The 21,446-nt window shown below is 39.0% G+C and carries 17 protein-coding genes, 1 tRNA gene and 3 pseudogenes; 8 read left to right on the top strand and 13 right to left on the bottom strand.

Annotation, left to right across the window (positions count from 1 at the left end; translation table 11 throughout):
- Positions 1-631 precede the first annotated feature (631 nt).
- Positions 632-2,410, top strand: a complete 1,779-nt coding sequence (locus tag WG932_RS30875; RefSeq protein WP_483086456.1) for a purple acid phosphatase family protein — start codon at positions 632-634, stop codon at positions 2,408-2,410.
- Positions 2,411-2,888: 478 nt separating this feature from the next.
- Here the strand turns inward: WG932_RS30875 and WG932_RS30870 are convergent.
- Positions 2,889-2,965: transfer RNA gene (locus WG932_RS30870), tRNA-Ile, on the bottom strand.
- A 189-nt stretch (positions 2,966-3,154) separates the two neighbouring features.
- Between WG932_RS30870 and WG932_RS30865 the strand changes: the two genes are divergently transcribed.
- Together WG932_RS30865 and WG932_RS30860 are read left to right on the top strand one after the other, a co-directional pair.
- Positions 3,155-3,784, top strand: coding sequence for an HAD family hydrolase (locus WG932_RS30865; RefSeq protein ID WP_483086455.1), 630 nt, complete (start codon positions 3,155-3,157; stop codon positions 3,782-3,784).
- Positions 3,777-4,889, top strand: a complete 1,113-nt coding sequence (locus tag WG932_RS30860; RefSeq protein ID WP_149394007.1) for a site-2 protease family protein — start codon at positions 3,777-3,779, stop codon at positions 4,887-4,889. The genes WG932_RS30865 and WG932_RS30860 overlap by 8 nt, the downstream gene beginning before the upstream one ends.
- A gap of 13 nt (positions 4,890-4,902) precedes the next feature.
- Here the strand turns inward: WG932_RS30860 and WG932_RS30855 are convergent, their stop codons facing one another.
- The 7 genes from WG932_RS30855 to WG932_RS30825 all read right to left on the bottom strand — a co-directional run bounded on the left by WG932_RS30855 (position 4,903) and on the right by WG932_RS30825 (position 12,344).
- The gene (locus tag WG932_RS30855; protein ID WP_014021476.1) at positions 4,903-5,208 is read right to left on the bottom strand and encodes a rhodanese-like domain-containing protein; all 306 of its coding nucleotides are present in this window, start codon (positions 5,206-5,208) and stop codon (positions 4,903-4,905) included.
- A gap of 6 nt (positions 5,209-5,214) precedes the next feature.
- Positions 5,215-5,496, bottom strand: a complete 282-nt coding sequence (locus tag WG932_RS30850) for a T9SS type A sorting domain-containing protein (protein ID WP_483086454.1) — start codon at positions 5,494-5,496, stop codon at positions 5,215-5,217.
- Positions 5,496-7,037 (bottom strand): T9SS type A sorting domain-containing protein, encoded by a 1,542-nt coding sequence (locus WG932_RS30845; protein ID WP_483086453.1) that lies wholly within the window; start codon positions 7,035-7,037, stop codon positions 5,496-5,498. Before WG932_RS30845 ends, WG932_RS30850 begins: the two co-directional genes overlap by 1 nt.
- Positions 7,038-7,811: a PASTA domain-containing protein gene (locus WG932_RS30840; RefSeq protein WP_014021474.1), complete on the bottom strand. Its 774-nt coding sequence runs from the start codon at positions 7,809-7,811 to the stop codon at positions 7,038-7,040.
- A gap of 146 nt (positions 7,812-7,957) precedes the next feature.
- Entirely contained in the window at positions 7,958-10,948 is a 2,991-nt protein-coding gene (locus tag WG932_RS30835; protein WP_483086452.1) for a M43 family zinc metalloprotease, read from the bottom strand.
- 44 nt (positions 10,949-10,992) lie between these two features.
- Positions 10,993-11,241: a NifU family protein gene (locus tag WG932_RS30830; RefSeq protein ID WP_014021472.1), complete on the bottom strand. Its 249-nt coding sequence runs from the start codon at positions 11,239-11,241 to the stop codon at positions 10,993-10,995.
- Positions 11,242-11,246: 5 nt separating this feature from the next.
- A complete protein-coding gene (locus tag WG932_RS30825; protein ID WP_014021471.1) occupies positions 11,247-12,344 on the bottom strand; it encodes an Mrp/NBP35 family ATP-binding protein in 1,098 nt (365 codons plus the stop codon).
- A 397-nt stretch (positions 12,345-12,741) separates the two neighbouring features.
- Here WG932_RS30825 and dnaG point away from each other — a divergent pair, with 397 nt between their 5' ends.
- From dnaG to surE, 5 genes and pseudogenes are all read left to right on the top strand, one after another.
- The gene (gene dnaG, locus WG932_RS30820) at positions 12,742-13,929 is read left to right on the top strand and encodes a DNA primase (RefSeq protein ID WP_483086451.1); all 1,188 of its coding nucleotides are present in this window, start codon (positions 12,742-12,744) and stop codon (positions 13,927-13,929) included.
- Positions 13,930-14,003: 74 nt separating this feature from the next.
- Entirely contained in the window at positions 14,004-14,678 is a 675-nt protein-coding gene (locus tag WG932_RS30815; protein ID WP_483086450.1) for a hypothetical protein, read from the top strand.
- 78 nt (positions 14,679-14,756) lie between these two features.
- Positions 14,757-15,973: pseudogene (locus WG932_RS30810) on the top strand (bifunctional 3,4-dihydroxy-2-butanone-4-phosphate synthase/GTP cyclohydrolase II).
- Between the two features lie 83 nt (positions 15,974-16,056).
- Positions 16,057-16,710: a hypothetical protein gene (locus WG932_RS30805; RefSeq protein WP_014021468.1), complete on the top strand. Its 654-nt coding sequence runs from the start codon at positions 16,057-16,059 to the stop codon at positions 16,708-16,710.
- Positions 16,710-17,500 (top strand): annotated as a pseudogene (gene surE, locus WG932_RS30800) (5'/3'-nucleotidase SurE). Before WG932_RS30805 ends, surE begins: the two are co-directional and overlap by 1 nt.
- 595 nt (positions 17,501-18,095) lie before the next feature.
- On the opposite strand, the pseudogene WG932_RS30795 reads toward surE, so the two are convergent.
- The 5 genes and pseudogenes from WG932_RS30795 to WG932_RS30775 form a co-directional block, all read right to left on the bottom strand.
- Positions 18,096-18,451: pseudogene (locus tag WG932_RS30795) on the bottom strand (helix-turn-helix domain-containing protein).
- 2 nt (positions 18,452-18,453) lie between these two features.
- On the bottom strand, positions 18,454-18,747 hold the full coding sequence (locus tag WG932_RS30790; protein WP_483086449.1) for a type II toxin-antitoxin system HigB family toxin: 294 nt from the start codon (positions 18,745-18,747) through the stop codon (positions 18,454-18,456).
- Positions 18,748-19,297: 550 nt separating this feature from the next.
- A complete protein-coding gene (locus tag WG932_RS30785) occupies positions 19,298-19,975 on the bottom strand; it encodes a hypothetical protein (protein ID WP_483086448.1) in 678 nt (225 codons plus the stop codon).
- A 102-nt stretch (positions 19,976-20,077) separates the two neighbouring features.
- Complete coding sequence (locus tag WG932_RS30780) at positions 20,078-20,398, bottom strand: low molecular weight protein tyrosine phosphatase family protein (protein WP_483086447.1); 321 nt, start codon at positions 20,396-20,398, stop codon at positions 20,078-20,080.
- A gap of 14 nt (positions 20,399-20,412) precedes the next feature.
- Positions 20,413-21,057: a DUF3885 domain-containing protein gene (locus tag WG932_RS30775; protein WP_483086446.1), complete on the bottom strand. Its 645-nt coding sequence runs from the start codon at positions 21,055-21,057 to the stop codon at positions 20,413-20,415.
- Positions 21,058-21,446 lie beyond the last annotated feature (389 nt).

Raw genomic sequence — 21,446 nt, 5'->3', positions numbered from 1 at the left:
ACCACCGATTTCTAATCCCTTTGTAAAACCTTCAAAAAAATACTTCCTATCCAACTCCTAAAAAGGCGAACTCATAAACTGAAAGGCAAAGAGAAAGTAAAGCATAAATAATCTTGGTCATCCGTTTGAAAATTTAAGGTAATAAATGACAGTCCAAAAAACAATTAATCTTTCTTCAGATTAAATTGTATCTAAGGAAGGAGTGAAAATAATTGACATTTAGTTAGAAACATAAATTTTAAATAAAGAGTATTCGCCTCAAATTACTCTAAACGGGTAGATTAATAGCCCTTGAAAGGCAAATTGGGTAAAGGTTTACAAGGGAGTTCATGTCATTAATCCATTTATGAGAAAGTCAAAATCCCCTAGGGATAATGGGTTGAAAATATTCTTAAAATTAGGCACAATCACTGCTATTGTCAATGCTCTTTCAATCGATGGGTATAAATGGGCAATTTTTAATATTACTCCAACCCTTACATTAAGAGTACCATACTTCCGATAACATATTTTTAACATAGAATAATGGCCCAAATCATCTGGTTTTCAGTCTTCCATTAGAGAGCAAGTGTAGATAAAAAAAACCACCAATCTTTAACTAGCTTTTTCACCACGATCTAATCAATGAAATATGAAAATCAACCTTTACAAAAATACAGTCTCCATTTTTGCTTTACTCTTGATTGTCTTTGCTTGTTCTGAATCCAAAAAACAACAGCCCAGTACATCCAAAGCCCTTATCAGCAAAAAGATTTCAGAACTTTACCAAACAAAAACAGTTGCAGAACTTAATGCCCTTACTTACGAGGATGCTTTTGCCATGTTTACAGCGGAAGAAATTGAAATCTTGGCAAGTGGGCATTGGACATTTAATGTAAATGTTCCTGTTGTTGTATCTGTAATGCGTAGTAAAAAGCAAATAAACATTCCTTTTTGGCTTAAAGACCGGGGTTTTGAGAAAACTGGAATGCATATGCAAAACGAGATGACAACTTATGAAGTTTGGCAAAAGGAATTTGATAAAGGAGAAGTTGGGCTGGGCATAAACGGTTTGGTGAATTACAGCTACCATTATTTTGTAAGTGTAGCTCCTAAAAATCCAGGAGATGCATTGACTATCAGCAATATTTATCCTGAAACCAACTTTATTGGCACCTTAGATAATGGGGCATTTGTGTACCATGATTGGGACGAGTTAGTGCTTTCGGAGGTACCTGAGGCCTTAAAAGGACAGCAAATGCTCACAACCGTACGTGGTAGAGGAACCGAATCACAGTTGGTCAAAGCATTTAGAACCACTAAGTTTCCAGCTACAGAAAAAGCAGATCAAATCATGCTTACATGGAGTGCAGATCCTTCCTCCACCATGGACATCCAATGGAGAACAGCAAGCGCTATTGATTCAAGCAAAGTAAGCTACCGAATAAAAGGAACTGATGTTGTCCACACCCAAAAGGCTGAAAAGTATGAAATGGAAGACCTAAGGCTAGCCAATGATCGTTATGTCAATCGTTTTACTGCTCAACTAGAAAACTTGGAAGCAGGAACTACTTATGAATATAAAATAAGTACTCAAAACAGCTGGCCGGCAACACAAACCTTTACCACCCAATCCAAAGACGATAGTTTTTCATTCATCTGGTATGGAGACACACACTTTTCGCCCGTATGGGGAAAGCTGGCGAATCAGGCTTTTCAAAAACATCCAGAGGCAGCATTTCATGCCATTGCCGGTGATTTGGTAAGTGATGGTCTCCATAGAGACCAATGGGATGAACTCTTTGAATACTCCAAAGATGTCATTTCTCAGAGACCTTTTATGAATGTGATCGGAAACCATGACAACCGTATGGGCTTGGGTGCAGAGATGTACAGGCAACTTTTCAGTTACCCAACCAATGGACCTAAAGACCTCCCTACTGAGCACACCTATGCCTTCACCTATAAAAATGCCTTGTATTTGATGATTGATGCCACCTCTAAGGACGAATTGCAAACCCAATGGATAGAGCAGCAATTGAGTGCATCCAAAGCCACATGGAAATTTGCCATGTTTCACTTCCCTCCTTACAATTGGGAGGAGCCATATCCTAATATCCAAAAAGAATGGATTCCTCTGTTTGATAAGTATCATGTTGACATGGTGTTTTCGGGACATATTCATTATTATATGCGCTCCAAGCCCATGAAAGATGGCCAAGTAGTCCCTAAGTCCCAAGATGGTACCATTTACCTGATTTCCATAGGTATTCCTAGCCCTCATAGGGGCATGGATGAAGAACCCTATGCGGAGATTAGGTATGAGCAAGGACCATTTTATCAGGTTTTGGATATCGACGGCAACAGTCTTACCTACACCGCCAAGGATTCCAGTGAAAATGTGATTGATGCGTTTAGTTTGGTTAAGTAATTTATTGTTTATCAGACAAAACATTGTGTTAAAGCCTGAAATATAGAAAACGTCTTTCTTGTCTAAGTTTAGGGAAGAATAACTTGCACTTAAAATGCTAAAAAGGTCAACTTCCACAGGTTTTGCGAACAGTTATTCGTCAATGTTTTGGCTAAAGCCAAGGAAATGAGAAAATTTCCAAAACCCCCAGCTAAAGCTGGGGGCTATTGAGTATTGGAATCAATAAATACATTTCCTTTTCCATCAGATTTTCAAATTAAATAACCTTCTCAATAGGAATGGGCTTTAGCCCATTTATTAAAGCAATATCCTATTTGTCCCGCTTTAACCGAAATTTAAAGCGATAAAGGGTTTTCATATATTACACCTTGACCGTTGGATTTGGTCTGTGACACCTATGGCTTCGACAGGCTCAGCCACCGGTGCCGGATAGAGAAAAATTTAGACATAAAAAAAGCCGAGATTGCTCTCGGCTAATTGGTGGGCCCACCTGGGCTCGAACCAGGGACTTTCTGATTATGAGTCAGATACTCTAACCAGCTGAGTTATAGGCCCCACTATTTTTAAGATTTTATCCCCTCTTCTATTTGACCACAAATAAAAGAAAGTAATCTTCCAAGTCCAACTATTTTTTCAAATTCAACTTGGCTCCCATTTGAAGTTTAAAAGTCTTTTGAAGCTTTTACCTTGCTTTTGGGAATGCAATGTTACATATTTGATTTTAAAATCACAACATAATTTGTAATGAAAAATTGGCAAGAAATTGAATTTTTGATTTTTGATTTAGGTAATGTTATCTATGACATTGATTACCAACGGACTTTTGAAAAAATAAATAGTCGCCTTCCGGAAAACCAACATCATTTAATTAAAGAATTTATGGTCTCCCCTATTCACTTTGACTTAGAAACCGGGAAATCTGACGAAAATACTTTTAGAAATGGGGTGAGGGATTTCTTTTCTTCAGACTGGGAAGATGCATGGATTGATGAGGTTTGGAACAGTATCCTAGTAGGTATTCCTCAAGAAAGATTGGAGTTGCTAATCGAACTGAAGAAAAAATACCCTTTGTACATGCTGAGCAATACCAACAGCATCCATTTTAAGGTGGTGGAAGAAACTTTCAAAAGAAAATTACCAGAAGGCACCTGGCCTCAACTTTTTGACCATATGTTCTTAAGTCAAGAAATGGGTTTGCGTAAACCTGATGAAGCCATCTACAAAGAGGTGGTCAAAGGCATTGGTGCAGCTCCGGAAAAATGTTTGTTTTTTGATGACCTCAAAGAGAACCTTTTGGGCGCGAATAAAGTTGGCTTACAAACACATCATATTGACCACCCAAAAGCATTAATCAACTTTTTCCAAAATGTATAGTACCAAAGAATATTTAAAACACGGTACCCTTTTCCTATTAACAATTGTTGCAACTACCCTAGCAGGGGGTGAATGGCTATATGGAAGAAGCATACTCTCCTCCGAGCAACCCCTTACCTGGGAATATTTTGTCCTTTCTCTACAGTTTTCCCTTCCTTTTATAGGAATTCTATTGATTCATGAGTTGGGGCATTTGTTTACTTCCATTTACCATAAAGTAAAATCTTCCTTGCCTTTTTTCATTCCTGCCTGGCTGGGCTTCTTGGGTTCTCCTTCCATAGGAACCTTTGGGGCCGTTATCCAAATGAAGGGATTAATAAGCAGTAGAAAAAAATTCTTCGACATAGGTGTTGCAGGCCCTATCGCAGGCTTTGTGGTGGCATTAGGCGTTTTGTTTTATGGCTTCACAAATTTGCCTGAAGCGGATTATATCTATGAGGTGCATCCCGAATATGCAGATCCGGATTACGTGCTGGCAGAAGACGAAGAGGTAATGGATTTTGAATTGGGGTACAACCTATTATTTTGGGCAATGGAACATACCTTGGCAGATCCGGAGCGAATGCCCGCCATGTCTGAAATCATACATTATCCATACCTTTTTGCGGGGTATTTGGCCTTGTTTTTTACAGCCATTAACCTTTTACCCATTGGCCAATTGGATGGAGGACATGTGGTATTTGGGCTGTTTCCCAAAAAACACAAGATTATCTCCCTAGTGGTCTATACCGCATTTTTATTTTACGCAGGACTTGGGATAATAAGTCCCTTTGAGGACATCAATTACTTGGCATTGGCCTTACCTCTGTATGTAGGTTTTCTTTACATCTGCTACCGAAAATCAGACTTATCCAATACCAACAAATGGATAATGGCGTTAATGATTGCAGCCATTCAATACAGCTTGGTGAGTATTTGGCCGGATATTCAAGGCTATTCCGGTTGGCTTTTCTTTGCCTTTCTGGTAGGCCGGATTTTAGGTATCAAACACCCGGAGGTGATCGATGGAAGAAAATTAAATCAAAAACGAATCATTCTGGGTTGGTTAGCCATCGTTATTTTCATCTTATGCTTTACCCCCGAACCATTCGTTTTTGAACAATAAATAAAGAAAACAATTACTCTTCTTCCAGTTCTCTATAAGCCAAAATACCTCCGATAACATTACGGACTTTTGTGAAGCCTTTGCTCTCTAAAAACTGCTTGGCATTTCCACTTCTGGCACCGGAACGACAATGAACAATGATTTCATCGTCCTTGTGCATTTCTATTTCAGACAGCTTATTTGGAAGTTGGGCTAGAGGTATATTTTTAGCCCCCAAGTTGTCCTCTTCATATTCATAAACTTCTCTGACATCTAAAAAAACAAACTGTTCCTCTTTGTCTAATCTTTCCTTTAATTCTTCTACTTCTATGTCTTTCATCGGTACTTATTGAACAATAATTCTTTGAGTTAAGGACTGGCCATTTTTCACCAATTTGATCAGGTACAGTCCTTTTTGACTTTCTGTAAAATTAAGCATTTTACCTGCTTTATCCTCTTCCTGTGGTATATTTATCAACCTTCCCTGAAAATCAAAAACTTTGACATCAGTGACTTCACCTACCACATACAATCTCTCTGTTACGGGGTTTGGGTAAATAACTAAATCATCATCCGGCAATTCCGTTTCTTCCACCACGGGGTCTAAACTCAAATGAGCCCGCATCATTAAGTTTCCTCTGACAACTTCATTCTGCTGCCAGGCTCCCACCACATTGTAAAAATCCGGTCCCCGGAATCTCCGCTTTTATCCAAGCCTACAGGAAGGTAGTCATTTGAAAACTGAGTGAAACCTACAAAGAAATGATCTTCAACGAGTATATTGGAGTCCAATGCAAAATAAGCATACGTGCCCAAACCTGCATCGGCAGGAATTAAGACCTCTTTTTGATACAATGGTTCCCTGCTAATGGTGTCCCATACCATCAATTCTATGGCATTGTTTCTTTGAGCAGGGTCAACAAACTGAATGCTCACTCCTGCTAGGTAAGAAGGGTTGGTTAACTCAAAAGACAGGGCCAAAATACCCCCTCGTTGATTAATCCCCGCAGCATAATCAGCCATCCCGTTGTCATAAGCATAAAAATCGCGAAAAGGGATAACAATTTTACTCGTATCATTCACCCGAAAATCCACATTCGAAGAATATCCATCCCCTCCTTCTGTCTCCAAAAGCGTATCCCCTGCCATCAGATACATCGACACTTCTACATCCATGGGCTCATCGATTGCCTCCACCAATGCTTTGACATCTAAATTACCACTACTAAATGCTCTTCGCTCAAGGGCCTGAGGCACCGGGTTAAATGGACTGTTGGAATTGGGCGCATCCAATAGCTCACCCGTAGCCAGATTTTTTAGGCTTACGGTATATTCCATGGCCCTAAACCTATTGGCGAGATTGTTGAATTCGTTGCTTATCGGTCCTGTGATTTTGTCCTCGTTAATTTCAAAATAAGGGATAGCAAAATAAGGTGCAAATGGACTCCCTGGTATTTGGGTGATCGCCCTGTCTTCAGGAAACCTGTCGATAATACTCCTATCCTTGTTCAGGTAAATATAATCCAAAATCCACGAGTCAAAGGGACCTGAAATTCTTCCGGATTGCTGAAATTTAAATTGGAAGGCACCATACAGATATTTATTCTCCACAGGCAATACCACTTGAACAAATTCATCGGTTGACAAATCTGCCTCTCCGCTTTGGCTCCAGACCATTTCCCAAGAGCCTTCTGAATCTAAAAAATACAATTCAAGCGCATCTGAATCATCAGGGCGTTCGGCCTTGCCACCTGCCTGCCAATTAAAACTAAGGTACGTATCCTCTGCAGCGGTCAAATCAATTGGTTTGGAGAGCAATTGATCTCCCTCCCCTTCTTCTAACCTGGTAGAAGAATAGGGTTGCCCGGTTTCATCCACCCCATCAAACACCACAACCCCTAAAGAAGGGGCTGAAATTCCGGTGGTAAAGGAAGCATTTACTCCCTTGGCTTCCCACAATAACTCAGAACATTCGCCGGAAGAGAAATCATCCCAAAATGGGAGCTGAAGCGCATCTTCTGCCGTTTTTAAATTATAAGTTGATGCTGGTTCTTTAGAAATCGAATGGGAAGGAATCGGTAATTGGCGAAATTGTGCCAGACTGTCAAAACTTATCAAAAGCCCCAACAATAGCACAGCAATCAGACCTGATCCCTTATATTTCTTCATTTAAAAGTCTATTTCTTGGGCAAGTTTAGAAACCCATACATCCACACGCTCCCCTGTTCTCATACTTAGTCCGGAAGGTGGAAGTTGCTTTATTACGGTACCTTTTGGAACAGTATCTGTTTCCACGTAATTGATTTCTCCCATGGTAAGCCCGGAGCCTAAAATTAAAAATTCGGCTTCGAGATCATCCATTCCTATTATATTTGGCATGGTCAATACCTGATTGCCCAACCCATCACCCACCACCAAATCTATCTTAGAACCTTTGGGTATCTCTAAACCTTCCTTTATTTCTCTGCCTCTGTATTTTTGTTTCAACACCGCATTGTGGCCAATATCCGGCACATAAACTATATCTCCCCTTACCAAACCAAAGTTGGATATTATTTCTTGCGCATTTTTTAGCGGAGTATTGACCAAGTTAGGCATCTTGATTAAAGGTGCATTTTTTGCATTCAGGGTAACATATATTTTACGTTCCTGCTTTACTTTAGCTCCGGGTTTAGGGTTTTGTTTTAAAACTACCAAGGGCTTGGCTTCAGCTTCAAAACCACTGTCTAAAGTAACTTCCATTAACAGGTTTCTGCCTGCTAAATATTCTTGAACTTCATCATAGTGAAAGCCCTCTAAATCCGGAACTGTAACCGATTCCCCATGATGGGTATAACTCGGTAAATAAATTTGGAAAAAGGTAAACAATAACCCAAAGGTAATGGCCAATATAATTAACAGGTGAATACCTATTTTTTTAATACCTACTTTAAAATCACTCATAATTTGTCCTATGCAAGATTTGATCCAACTTTTAAGGATGTAACCTTTTTTCATTCGAATACTTATGCAAATTAATGCTATAATTTAAATCTTGTAAATTACAGCTGATATTTTTCTGAAAGAACTGCCCTCCCAATTTCATCCTATCATTGAATAACCAATCTTTTGGTTAGTAGGAAATCCTCACCTATGATCTTTACAATAAATAAACCGCTACTTAAATGCTCCTTCCCAAAGGTATACGTTTGATTTAAAGTATTGGAAAAAGTAACATCGTATGCTTTTTGTCCTGATGTACTGAAGAATTGAATGGTTACCTCTTCGTAATCCTGCAAATTGAACGTAATGTTGAATACATCCTGAGCAGGGTTAGGATAAATCAAGGTCTGGTTTATTTCAGGTACAACCGGGTCAGGATTATCAGACAAATACAAAGAAATATTGTCCAGCTGCAATACCCCATCTGTATCATTTTCGTTTTGTACTTTAAAATATATCCGTACTTTTTCTTCCCCGGCAAAGTCATTCAAATTGACAAAACTGTGTTGGCTTTCGTCATCAGATCCATTGGACACCATTTGTTTATTAAGCGCTTCACCTGTCACCTCCCACACAGTTTGCCCCGTTTGACCTCCATCTATGCTCACCAAAATTGAAAAACCGGATAAACCATCGGCGGAAAAGCCATTTCCTCCATAATCAAAAATTAATCCCGCCCTACTTGTCCCATCCAAGGAGAATTCGGGTGAAACCAACCAATAGCTATTGTCGGTTTCCATTTCGGACAATACAGCTTGATTTTCTGAAGATAATGATGCCACCTGCCAGGAAGTCAAATTATTTTCGGGATTAATGCTAAGCCAATCATCAAGTTGACCGGAATCAAAATTTTGCCTCCATGGGGCCAAAATACTAGCTTCATCCTGAATAAAATACCTTGTCAATTGGTCCCCTGAATCATCATTTTGATCAAAATTAGGCATTGAAACTTCATAGGTAACTTGATTTAAACCGGGATCAAATGAATTGTCTAACTCCACGGAAATGGAGGATCCTGGTGCAATGCTGACATCTTCTATCAAGGTTGATTCACCCGAACCTTTGTTTAAATAAAAACTCGTGACAGGTAAATTTCCATTATTGGTCAGGGTCAATTTATCTGCTACTTGTTCCCCATTCACTACCGGTAATGGCTCCTCTACAGCATTAATCCCCATTAGGTATTTTAGGTCTTCATCAGTGGTAATATTGATGTTTTTAATAAAAATATTATTTCCGTACCCATTGATTGAAACAAAAGCTATGCGCACATCACTTTCTCCGGCAAACGAACTGAGATTGACCAATTCTTTCCTAAACTGTTCCTCAGCATTTGGAACAAATTCATTGGAGGAAACATCCACCGTACCCAGCGTACTCCCTGACTTATGATATGGGGCCGTCAATAGGTTAAAGGTATTGCCACAATCAGTGGAAACCGCAACTATTAAGGACTCGCTATAAGCACTATTTGAAAAAGGTGAATAGGCCAGGTCAAATGACAACTGCGGATTTTGCAAATCAGAAAGATCAAAAACAGGACTTACCAAGTAGTCCAATTCACCCTGACCATTGTAATCAAAGCCATTGAGTAGAAAAACTTCCGTAGCACTTCCATCCACTTGAAGATCAATTGGTGTCCAGGTATAGGATTGGTCTTCATTGATGTATTCCCAACCTGAATTAACATTGTGTCCGGGATAGGAATAGGGCAAAGCTGCCGTAGCAGGCAAATTGATAGTAATGCTTTGAAAATTATTTGACTGGTCCTCATCTTCAGCACCATTTACCAGCACTATCTCTGCCCCAAATGTGTTGGTACTGCCACTTAAGAAAATCTCACTAAACTCGAGGAGTGCAGCTTCTCCAAGTTCAATATTAACTTCAAAATCTTTCGTTTCTTGGTCAGTCCCATTAACTTGAATACTTGCCCTGACCGAAGTTACCGTTTCTTGTCCTGCATTTACTACTTCAATAACGGGTACTATGGTATTGCTACAGCGATAGTTTGAGGGTGAAACAATTTCAGTTAATTCAAGATCATAACTATAAATCTGAGGGTCGGACAAGGCCCTGCTGCTGAGCAAGGACGCCCTCCTAGGGCTATAGGTCAAAATCACATCCATTCGTTCCACCTGACCTTCGGTAAAAAGGCTCATGCATCGGTCCGGTGTATAATCCATAAAGTTTTCCACCATATCTCTGGAATCACAGGTAAACCTAGGAGTGGCAACGCAGGTATTGTTGGATTGGCTTTGCAGTGGGGTATCGGTCACATAATCGTCAACCTCACAACCTCCATCACCCCAAATATGCCTAAGTCCTAAAAAATGTCCCATTTCGTGAGTCGCTGTTCTCCCTCTTGAATTTTGAGAAACATTGCCGATGCTTCCGAAATAATTGTAATCGATGGCTACACCATCAGTCTCGCGGGTAACCGTAGGGTTACTTAAGCCTTCCAATTCATTGGAAATAGGAAAACTGGCAAATCCAATGGTGGGTGGGGTAAGTGGCATTACCCAAATATTAAGGTATTCCTCAGGTGCCCAAGAAGCAAGCTGACCTACCAAAGCAGCATCATTTAATCCATAGGTATCTTTTGGTCCTTCCACCCTATTGATTCCATTGGAAGGCATGCCTTGGGGATCTTGTTTGGCTAAAACAAATTCAATCCCGGCACTTGAGGCCACATCTAAAAACTCAGTGGGAGTATTGGTAGTGAAATCAGCATTTTGCATTTTAAAATCCTCATTGAGAATTCTTATCTGATCTAAGATTTGTGCATCAGAGATATTTGCTCCCTCTCCAATTGCCTCTCCATGATGGATAACGTGAATGACCACAGGCAACTGTCTAATTTCATCAGCAAGTGTACGGTTCCCTTCGCTTTCCAACCTTAATTGCTCTCCTTTGGCCTCTACCCATCCTTCAAAATAGGCCTTGGATCCAAAGTATCCCAGAGACTGTGCTTGCTTTTCTTCAAAAAAAACGGTGGCACATTGTTCCAATGTCCTTCCTTCACTGTCGGTACTTGCCTCATTTTGACCTAAGGCAAAATTCCCTGCCCCTATAAAAAGAATTGCACTGATACTAAACAAAATATCAGTGCATTAGAATATTTAATCATATTTTAAATAATAAGTCAGGCTACTTCAATATTTACAGCTTCAACCCTAATGATTTCAGGGATTGCCTTTTTTATCGCTTCTTCCACACCGGCCTTTAGCGTCATGGTAGACATAGGACAAGAACTACAAGCCCCTGTAAGTTCCAGTTGAAGTACCATATCTTCGGAAAGGTCTACGATCTTCACATTTCCACCATCTGCTTCTAAATAGGGCCTGATCGTATCCAGCGCCTTTTCGATTTGATCTTTGTATTGATCCAACATTGTTTTTAAACTTTAACCTGTACTACTTCTGTTTTACTTGCAGCAGCATTTCTGATGGCTACTTGTCTTGCTACACCTTCCGCGAAGTTGCTGAAAGCTTCTGCCATTACTCCTTCTTTCAACACCGCCGGATAACCACTGTCTCCACTTTCTCTGATGCCTTGAACCAATGGAATTTCCCCCAAATAGGTAACGTCATATTTCTCAGAAAGTTTGCGTCCACCCCCTTGTCCAAAGATATAGTACTTATTGTCAGGCAATTCTGCAGGTGTAAAGTAAGCCATATTTTCTACAACTCCCAATATAGGCACATTGATCTGAGCTTGCTTAAACATTGTCAATGCTTTGGTAGCATCTGCCAGTGCCACTTTTTGTGGGGTGGTCACGATCACAGCTCCGGTAACCGGAAGGGTTTGAACCATGGTAAGGTGAATATCTGAAGTACCCGGAGGCAGGTCAATTAGCAGGTAATCCAATTCTCCCCAATCTACATCTCCAATAAACTGCTTCAAAGCAGAGCTGGCCATGGGACCTCTCCAGACAACTGCATTTTCTGCAGGAGTCAAAAAACCTATGGACATCAATTTCACTCCATACTGCTCTATGGGAATTATTATATTCTTACCATTCTCTTGTTTGATGGCCGGTTGCTCACCTTCCACATTAAACATTGTTGGTACAGAGGGGCCAAATATATCTGCATCTATCAAGCCTACTTTAGCGCCTGATTTAGCCAAGGCAACAGCCAAATTTGAGGAACAAGTGCTCTTCCCTACCCCGCCTTTACCTGAGGCTATGGCGATAATATTTTTCACATTTGGTAATAAGGGCGCATCATTTCTGACTGTCGTTACATTTGAGGTCATCAAGATATCTGCCTCCACATCCTCACCAAGTGCTTTTTTTAAGGCCTCTTCACAATTCATCCTGATCAACTCCTTTAAAGGACAAGCAGGAGTGGTCAACACCACCTTAAAAGAAATTTTTTGGTCACTAATAATTTCCAAATCCTGAATCATACCGAGTGTCACCAAATCTTTTTTTAGATCGGGATCTTCCACTGTAGATAGGGCCTGTAAAACTTTTTCCTTAGAAATATTCATTCCTGATTTTTGATTTTTATGCAATTTATAGCTAATCCTCCGTTAATAAAATATTTTCATGTTTTATGGCGGGATTTGCTCTTGCTAAACTTACTTTTCTCGAAAAACTGCTCGCCCTTCTTTCGTATGCTTTCAAAGAAAGCACTTCGGTGACTAAATATATGCCCTTCCTAGAATTTCATTTTGTCATGAAGATAACCAGCTTTTGTATCAAGCCAAAGTTTAGCGTTTCAGCAAGTGCCTGTATTGCGGTATATTTAAGATATTTTAACCCTTTATCGCAAGTTTCACTTACTTTCTCAACTATTAAAAGGTCAAAATAGTTTCTAATTTTGGAAGGACGCTGTCCAAAGAATTCTCGTTCATAAAGCTTATCTTTACACCTCGATAAAAAACTATGGCCATATCTAATCAAACAACGGACAAGGTAAGAGAACGGGTAGACATTGAAGAAGTGGTCAATGACTATGTCACCCTGAAAAGAAAAGGACAAAACCTCTGGGCCTGTTGCCCTTTTCACCAAGAAAAGTCCCCTTCTTTTTCTGTTTCTCCAGCCAAACAGATTTACAAATGCTTTGGGTGTGGTAAAGCCGGAGACCCCATTCAGTTTATCATGGACATTGAAGGGCTGGGCTTTCCTGAAGCCATCAAGCATCTGGCAACAAAGTATGGTATCGAAATAGAGGAGGACAAGAATTTAGACCCTGTAGATATTCAAGCATACAATGAAAAAGAAAGCCTTTACATTGCACTAAATTTTGCCAAGACCTTTTTTCATGAAAATCTACAATCCGGAGAAGGAAAATCCATTGGGTTAAGTTATTTAAAAGAGCGTGGCTTTGACATGGCCACCATAGAAAAATTTGAGCTGGGCTATTCCCTTGATGGTTGGGATCATTTGTTAAACAAAGCCAGAACATCAGGCTTCGAAGAAACCAACCTTTTAAAGGCAGGGCTAATCCTTGAACGTGAAAACAAGCCCGGCAACTACTATGACAGGTTTAGAGGACGGGTGATGTTTCCTATTCATAACCTGAGTGGAAAGCCTATTGCTTTTGGAGCGAGGATCATGACTCAGGACAAAAAGCAGCCCAAATACATCAACTCTCCGGAAACGGCCATCTACCACAAGAGTGACGTCCTTTATGGTATCTACCAGGCCAAACAAGCAATCCGACAGAAAGAAAACTGCTACCTCGTTGAAGGCTATACCGATGTAATCTCTATGCATTTGGCGGGGGTGGAAAATGTAGTTGCTTCATCCGGCACCTCTCTTACTGAGAACCAAATAAAGCTGATCAAGCGATTTACTGATCAAGTCACGGTATTATATGATGGAGATGATGCAGGCATCAATGCATCTTTAAGAGGTATAGACATGTTATTGGAAGGCGGTCTGAACGTAAAGGCCGTGGTATTCCCTCCCAATGAAGATCCGGATAGCTTTTCCCGAAAAGCCGGGAAAGAGGGTTTCCAAAAGTTTCTTGAAGCTGAAGAAAAAGATTTTATTCATTTTAAAATTGACTTATTCACCAAAGGAGCAACAGACGACCCCATAAAAAAGCAGAAGCCATTCGACAGGTAGTCTTAAGTATTTCAAAGGTTCCTGATCCGATTATACGATCCGTATATGCTAAAGAATCGGCCAGACTTTTGGGTATGGAGGAAGACATTTTACTTACTGAACTTAATCGCCAATTACTCAAAAACCAGCAAAAGAAAAGTCCTTCAAAATTTCAGAATGAGCCTGAATCGAGCCCTATCGAACAGCTACTTCCCGGTTCGCCGGCCGAAGAAACAAAGAAGACAGGACCTAGATCCATCAAGGAAGAAAGGGAACTAATAAGAATATTAATTAACTATGGCTTTGAGATGGTTTCTGAAGAGATGCATGTATGTGAATACCTGTTGGAAGAAATAAAAGACCTGAATTTTGATACACCTATCTATCAAGAATTGCTCAATCATTATAAAAATGCTTTGCGGGAAGGCACCATTCCCAAGTTCGATTATTTCTTAAAAATTCAAAATCCCAAATTAAAGACAGAAGTCATCGACATGGTAGCTCCTACCAGAGAAATTTCTCAAAATTGGGAGTCAAAGCACCAAATTTTTTCTAGAAGGGAAGCTGATGATCTTCCCGAAACCACCTATAAAGCCTCATTGAAGCTTAAGAGTGCCTATTTAAAGAGGATGCGTGATGAACTTGAAGAAAAAATTAAATTGGCAAAAGAGGAAGAATTAGAGGAATTATTAACCATGCATATGGAGCTTACGCAGTTAAAATCCAAAATAGATCGTGAGCTGGGCAATGTCATCCCTTCCAGAAATTAAACTAATATTTTGTAAAAAGGGTTAGTAAATAAATAATCGTAATTTTGTGATTACATATCAAAGACCATATAGAATAAAATGAAAGATACTGTTTATCTTGATCCAATAGAAGACGCGATAGCGGCAATAAAAAACGGTGAAATCATAATTGTAGTAGATGATGATGATCGCGAAAATGAAGGAGATTTTATTTGTGCAGCAGAAAAAGTAACTCCTGAAATCATCAATTTTATGGCCACCCATGGCCGTGGATTAATCTGTGCTCCCCTAATAGAAGACCGATGTGAAGAACTAGGTCTAGAATTAATGGTTGGCACCAATACAGCAGCGTTTGAAACCCCTTTTACTGTATCTGTAGACCTGGTTGGGCATGGCTGCACCACTGGCATCTCTGCAAGTGATCGCTCAAAGACTATAAAAGCATTGATTGACCCCGATATTAATCCCGATGAATTGGGCAAACCCGGGCATATATTCCCATTAAAAGCAAAAAGAGGCGGAGTTTGAGAAGATCAGGGCATACAGAAGCCGCCATTGATTTAGCTCGATTAGCCGGCCTACAACCTGCAGGAGTACTTGTAGAAATCATGAACGAAGATGGCACCATGGCACGTCTTTCTGATTTGGTACATGTCGCCAAAAAGTTTGATCTAAAACTGATATCCATAAAAGATTTAATTGCCTATCGCCTGAAGAACGATAGTTTGATTAAGCGAGAAATAGGGGTGGAAATGCCTACCGAATTCGGTAATTTTAAATTAATTGCCTACAAACAAACCAATACCAATGAAACTCATATGGCCTTAATCAAAGGCGAGTGGGAAGAGGGAGACACGGTAATGGTAAGGGTTCATTCCTCTTGTATTACAGGAGATATTTTTGGGTCTTGCAGGTGTGATTGTGGACCACAATTGCATGAAGCCATGAAGATGGTAGAAGAAAATGGCAAAGGTTTGGTACTGTACATGAATCAAGAAGGTAGAGGCATCGGTTTGATCAATAAGCTGAAAGCCTATAAATTGCAAGAGGAAGGAATGGATACCGTTCAAGCCAATTTAGCCCTTGGTTTCCCTATGGACAAGCGGGATTATGGTGTTGGCGCCCAAATCCTTAGAGATTTAGGCGTAAGCAAAATCCAGCTGATTACCAACAACCCAACCAAAAGGGTAGGCTTGTCCGGGTATGGTTTGGAGATTGTGGATACTGTTCCTTTAGAGATTAGTTCCAATCCACACAATGAAAAGTACCTGATGACCAAGCGAGATAAAATGGGACATCAAATCATGAAAAAATAAATCTTGGAGATATTATTTCACAGGTCATTCAACACAAAATGATTTTTTTCGTTATTAGTGTAGAATCAAATTAAGAATCTGTCATGAAAAAATCCATAAATTTAATCTTGTGCTTGTTCCTTATCACCGGTATTTCCATGGCGCAGGAATTCCCATCGCAAGTTTGGCACCCGGGAAAAGTCTTCCTAACCTCCGGGCAAATGTCTGAAGGAAAGGTAAAATATGATTTGGATGCAAATGTGGTGTTGGTGCAAACCAATACCGTAGAAACCTATAGCTCTGCCTCTATCACCTATTTCGAAATTTTTGACGAAGTATATGGTGGAATTAGGACCTTCTATAGCCTTCCCTATGCGTTAAACTCAGATTATAAGACCCCGATTTTCTTTGAGGTTCTAACTGAGGGAGAAGACATCACCCTGCTTTGTAGAGAGTTTATCACTACAGACAACCGAGGCTATAACTCATATGCCATGAGAGGAATGTACATGAACCCCATGTGGGGAATGCCAATGATGGGCAGAGGTTTTAGCAGACTGGATTTCAACTTTTATTTCCTTCAAGATCAGAAAATATATAAATACAATCAAAAGAAAAGTGTCTTACTCAAAGAGATTATGGACGACAAATCCTCCGAAATGAAGTTGTACATGAGGAAACACAAGCTTTCGCATGACAAGAGAGGGGATCTTTTGAGAATCACAGCCTATTACAATCAATTAAAAAGTAATTCTTAATGTCAAAACCTTTAATTTTAGTTTCCAATGATGATGGGATAACATCCAAAGGAATTCGTGTGTTGGTAGAAGTGATGAAGGAATTGGGGAAGTCATTGTTGTTGCTCCCGACAGCCCTCAATCGGGCATGGGACATGCCATCACCATTGGTAACACTTTAAGGCTTTCAGAAGAAACCATTTTTACCGATGTTGTTGCCTATAAATCCAGTGGTACACCTGTGGATTGTGTAAAACTTGCAAAGCACTATGTTTTGAAAGACAAACAGCCGGATTTGGTAGTTAGTGGGATCAATCATGGAAGCAACACCTCCATAAGTGTGCTTTATTCCGGCACCATGTCTGCAGCTGTAGAAGGTGCCATAGAAGGAATTCCTTCCATCGGATTTAGCTTGTGTGATTACAGTGCCAATGCAGATTTTTCACATGTTAAGGAATATGTAGCGCAGATTTCCCGACAGGTATTGGAAAATGGAATTCCTAAAGGGGTAGCATTGAATGTAAATTTCCCGCCTAAAAGGAATGAGGCCCTAAAAGGCATTAAAATTTGTCGACAAGCAAGGGCCAAATGGCAGGAGGACTTTGAGGAAAGATACGATCCCAATGGACGAAAGTATTTCTGGATGGCAGGGAATTTTGTCAATTTTGATAAAGGAGAAGACAATGACGAATGGGCCATCGCCAACAATTATGTCTCCGTGGTGCCTTGTCAATTTGATATGACGGCACACCATGCCATTTCTCAAATTAACAATGACTGGAACTGGGAAGACTTAAAAGCAAATTTATAGTGCCTACTGCTGATCCATCTGCATAGACAAAGCAACATAATTTAAAGTGCCGGTTTTTAAATCGGCACTTTTTTTATGGATCCTTAGCCCCTCAATTATTCTACCCGGATTAGGTAATAAGCATTCTCCGCCCTGGCAATGGTCAGGGGTTAAGCCTGTGAATAGGTGCCGGTATTTGATTTACGACTCAAAAGGCATGGGACCGATGATTATTTTTGAACCCGAAATAAGCATACGCTGCCCTTTTCTGCCCCAAGCGGGCCACCAGCCAGCTGTATTATCAAAGGCAGGAAGAAAAATAAAAAGCGCCATTTCGCTTAATGGGGCAGGTATGCCCAAACGGCAAAAACAGCCTCAAATTAGCTCCAAAACACTTTCACTTATAAACAATAGCTACTAAAAAGAGGACCCCTAAGCCAAAGAACAATATTAAATCAGCAACTTTTTCATTCTCCTACAGCTAAAAAGAGAAAACCATTCCCCATAGTAATCCTAATTCCCAACACCCTGAACTGGTCCCTGAGCTTGTGGCCCCTGAGCCTGTCGAAGGGTTCCAGCCGTCAGAATGCTTAGTTATTGGCAACTGGCTTTTTTATCAATAATCTTGAACTAAAACATCAGTCGGAATATGAAGTGTTGAATTCAGTTTTCTTATCATTCTTAAAGTCAGTTTACGTTTTTTACTTAAAATTTCACTAACTCTACTTTTAAAACCAACAACTTCGGCTAAATCCTTTTGTTTCATTCCCATCTGTTCCATTCTGAATTTGATTGCCTCAATTGGGTCAGGCATTCCAATTGGAAAGTTCTCATTTTCATATCTGTCAATTAAGATTGAAAGGATTTCCAATTCATCTCCTTGTTCAGTTCCTTTTTTGCATCAAAAATCTCTTCAAGTCTGTTCAGAGCATTTTGATAGTCTTTTTCGTTTCTTATTGGTGTTATTTTCATAATCAGATATTATTTGCGTCTATTTTGTCATATTCTGCGTGAGTTCCGATGAATCTTATCCAGCATATTTGATATTCAAAGTTGAATTTTACAATCAATCGGTAGTTGTCGCCTTTAATATTGTAAACAATTGGATTGTCTTTTAAAGTACTGGCACTCGGATAATCGTTTTTTAATTCATTAATATTTTTCCATTCGGATTTTTCAGTTTCTCTATACCAAGACTTTAATTGTTCTTCACAGTCAGCGTGTTTCTCCCAAAAGTCTCGTAAAGTTCGTTTCGCTATTACTCTCACATTGTACTTGTTTGTCCCTAATATAATAAAAAAGTTACCAATTTGGTAATAAGGTTTGTTTTTTAGCTTGTTGCCAACAATTGTATATAAACAAGTTTCCCTGAGGAGTTGCGTATAAATGAAATTTGTACCCGGCACCTTTACTTTTTCCACCTGTCAAATTAAGGATCTCGGTCAAGGGGTCTAAGGGAGAGACCATATTTTTATTTGAGAGTGGCTGCAAGAAGTAGGGGAAAACCACCTAATAATCATGCTTAAAACATCATAAAAGTGACTTTAGCCTACCAAAAAAAACAAAACAACGTAAAGGAAAAATCTATAACTACCTAACTTTTTCATCCTCCAACCATTGAAAAATAAAACAGGGAAAACCATTCCCCATAGTAATCCTAATTCCCAACACCCTGAACTGGTCCCTGAGCTTGTGGCCCCTGAGCCTGTGGTCCCTGAGCGGAGTCGAAGGGTCGAAGGGTTCCAGCCGTCAGAATTCTTAGTTATTGTAGCATGTTTTTTATTTTATCTATAGTATCAAAAATTTCAGCACCTTCCTTTATTTTCGATATTCCATGTTCTGTTTTTTCCAACTCTCGTATGATTGCAATACGTCCGAGGTTATTATGGTTTTACCCAAATGATTGGATAGAATCAAAATTTCAGGAATCCAAAGTAGTCCGAAATAATTTAATTCTTTGAACGTATTGAATCTATATTCTAAAGACTTTTCGAAATCTGAGTTAGCATCTAAGTAAGTTTTAGTTGTTTTTTTAATGTTTTGAATTAATGAGTCTACAATTTGCTGATTATCATCAAGGTGTAACGAATACCAATAATTCATTAAATGATTTTCCCATTCATCGATATATTCGGCACTCTCTGCAATAAATGTAGACTCCTGTTTCCCATTGTGATAAGAGAAGGTCGATATATATTGATAGGAATCTCTGATTGTTGGAAATAAGTTATTATCAACTCTCAAGTGGACTGCAAATTCAACTACTTCATCTCTGTAGTTCTTTATATTGGTTCTGAACCAAATTATTTGTTTGAAATCGCCTAAGTTTCTTTCTAGCTGCATTCTAGATTTAACAAACCTGAATCCGTAATCTCCTAATTCAGGAACAATATGAGCTGTTATGATTTTAACTATCCTGTCCTTTGGTTTCAAATCTTCATAAAGTTGATTCCTATTGGACATTTTTCTTCTCATATAGTCTAACCCAATATTCATTCTTTGCTGCTGGTTTGTTTTAATATGCTACAACGAATCGGGTATATCGGGAGTGGTGAGGTACGAGCCATTCCCTGATCATACCATGTTATAGCTCGTTTTTCATTCAATTATTACTACTGATTCTAATTCATCAATTAGTTCTTCCTCCATGTATTTATATTCATCCGGTATATTTAGAACAGATATAAATTTATCTAATCTTCCAAATTTATGCTCCATAATTTCCTTATGTTTCTTCTCCATTACATAGATTTCATCAGCCCATTCAATTAAACTAATTGATATTTTGGTTTTGGCAGAATTTGATGTCCCAGCTGAACGAACTTCAAGGTTTTGATATTTATTAAAGATTGTTTCGGCAGTTTTACTTCTCCATTTATTTCTACTGCATACAAATAGCAATTTTTTAGCTTCCAACATTCTACCTGGCTCAATTAGTTTAATCTTTCTAATATTAGATTTCTATCATATTCAAGTATCCAATCCGTATGTTTGTCATATAGTTTTTTTAATTCGGATTTGTTTGTCATTAGAATATCTAAACCCCTATCATCATAAATATGAAAAATTAGATTTTTAGTTTTATTGATGAAATATAATTCTTCTTCTACATGTGGTTTCCTGTCTGAAAAATCAGTATTGCAAAGACCACGAACTAGATGTTTTGTATTTACTTTTTGGAGTTGTGTTTGATAAATTGCTCTATTCCAAATGTCTTCATCATCATCTGGTTCATAAATATTTCTGACTTGATCTCTCTGAATTCTCTTCGCATCAAAGTCTTCAATTTGTTTGAATATAAAGTTGTCGTCTTCGATCGTATTGTCTTCCCATTGATATTTTTGTATGAAAATTAACAAATCGGTACTTGATGATTCAAAGCATGAATGAAATAGTGTTTCGGCTCTAAAGTAGACCTCTTTAAAATATTCGTCGTCCGTGGGTCCAACAGGATTCTTAAATTCTTTTTGTAGATCAAACCTTAAACTTAAATTCCAATTGTAGAATAATGGTTTTCTAATTATCAATTCTGGGAACTGATTACTTAGGTATTTAATATGTGAATGTGGTTCTTTCATTTTTTAATGAGCTAGTAGAGTAGAGCCTGATAGCCTACTTTGTCAGTACCTATAAAGATACTAATAACAAGTAAACTATCAGCGCCCCCTTCATCAAACCGTACCCTGTTAATTACAGGGCAGGCTATGAAGTTTTCGCTCATACGGCTTACCGATAGCCTTCTTTATTTGCATTTCATAGGATTCTACCCAACATAGGTATAATCCATGAGCTAAATGAATCACATCTGCTTTCTCTTCATATTTGAACAAACAAATAGCGACATTTAGAATCAACTACCTATAAATTCAGCCGAATAGGACTAAGCCAGTACTGAAAGTATCGATTCCATATTCGCTTCTCTAAAGTAGAGCCCCTTTCCTATTATGGTTTTTGTTCACACTACAAT

Source organism: Cyclobacterium sp. SOCE241 (assembly GCF_056867545.1).
This window is presented reverse-complemented; position numbering and strand designations above follow the sequence as displayed.

Excerpts from the sequence above, each read along its gene's own strand:
- WG932_RS30860 (WP_149394007.1), top strand. The coding sequence starts at position 3,777 with ATGTATAGTACCAAAGAATATTTAAAACACGGTACCCTTTTCCTATTA.
- WG932_RS30780 (WP_483086447.1), bottom strand. The coding sequence starts at position 20,398 with ATGTTGGAAGCTAAAAAATTGCTATTTGTATGCAGTAGAAATAAATGG.
- WG932_RS30785 (WP_483086448.1), bottom strand. The coding sequence starts at position 19,975 with ATGAATATTGGGTTAGACTATATGAGAAGAAAAATGTCCAATAGGAAT.
- WG932_RS30875 (WP_483086456.1), top strand. The coding sequence starts at position 632 with ATGAAAATCAACCTTTACAAAAATACAGTCTCCATTTTTGCTTTACTC.
- dnaG (WP_483086451.1), top strand. The coding sequence starts at position 12,742 with ATGGCCATATCTAATCAAACAACGGACAAGGTAAGAGAACGGGTAGAC.
- WG932_RS30850 (WP_483086454.1), bottom strand. The coding sequence starts at position 5,496 with ATGATGCGGGCTCATTTGAGTTTAGACCCCGTGGTGGAAGAAACGGAA.
- WG932_RS30845 (WP_483086453.1), bottom strand. The coding sequence starts at position 7,037 with ATGAAGAAATATAAGGGATCAGGTCTGATTGCTGTGCTATTGTTGGGG.
- WG932_RS30825 (WP_014021471.1), bottom strand. The coding sequence starts at position 12,344 with ATGAATATTTCTAAGGAAAAAGTTTTACAGGCCCTATCTACAGTGGAA.
- WG932_RS30830 (WP_014021472.1), bottom strand. The coding sequence starts at position 11,241 with ATGTTGGATCAATACAAAGATCAAATCGAAAAGGCGCTGGATACGATC.
- WG932_RS30865 (WP_483086455.1), top strand. The coding sequence starts at position 3,155 with ATGAAAAATTGGCAAGAAATTGAATTTTTGATTTTTGATTTAGGTAAT.
- WG932_RS30805 (WP_014021468.1), top strand. The coding sequence starts at position 16,057 with ATGAAAAAATCCATAAATTTAATCTTGTGCTTGTTCCTTATCACCGGT.
- WG932_RS30840 (WP_014021474.1), bottom strand. The coding sequence starts at position 7,811 with ATGAGTGATTTTAAAGTAGGTATTAAAAAAATAGGTATTCACCTGTTA.
- WG932_RS30815 (WP_483086450.1), top strand. The coding sequence starts at position 14,004 with ATGGAGGAAGACATTTTACTTACTGAACTTAATCGCCAATTACTCAAA.
- WG932_RS30855 (WP_014021476.1), bottom strand. The coding sequence starts at position 5,208 with ATGAAAGACATAGAAGTAGAAGAATTAAAGGAAAGATTAGACAAAGAG.
- WG932_RS30775 (WP_483086446.1), bottom strand. The coding sequence starts at position 21,057 with ATGAAAGAACCACATTCACATATTAAATACCTAAGTAATCAGTTCCCA.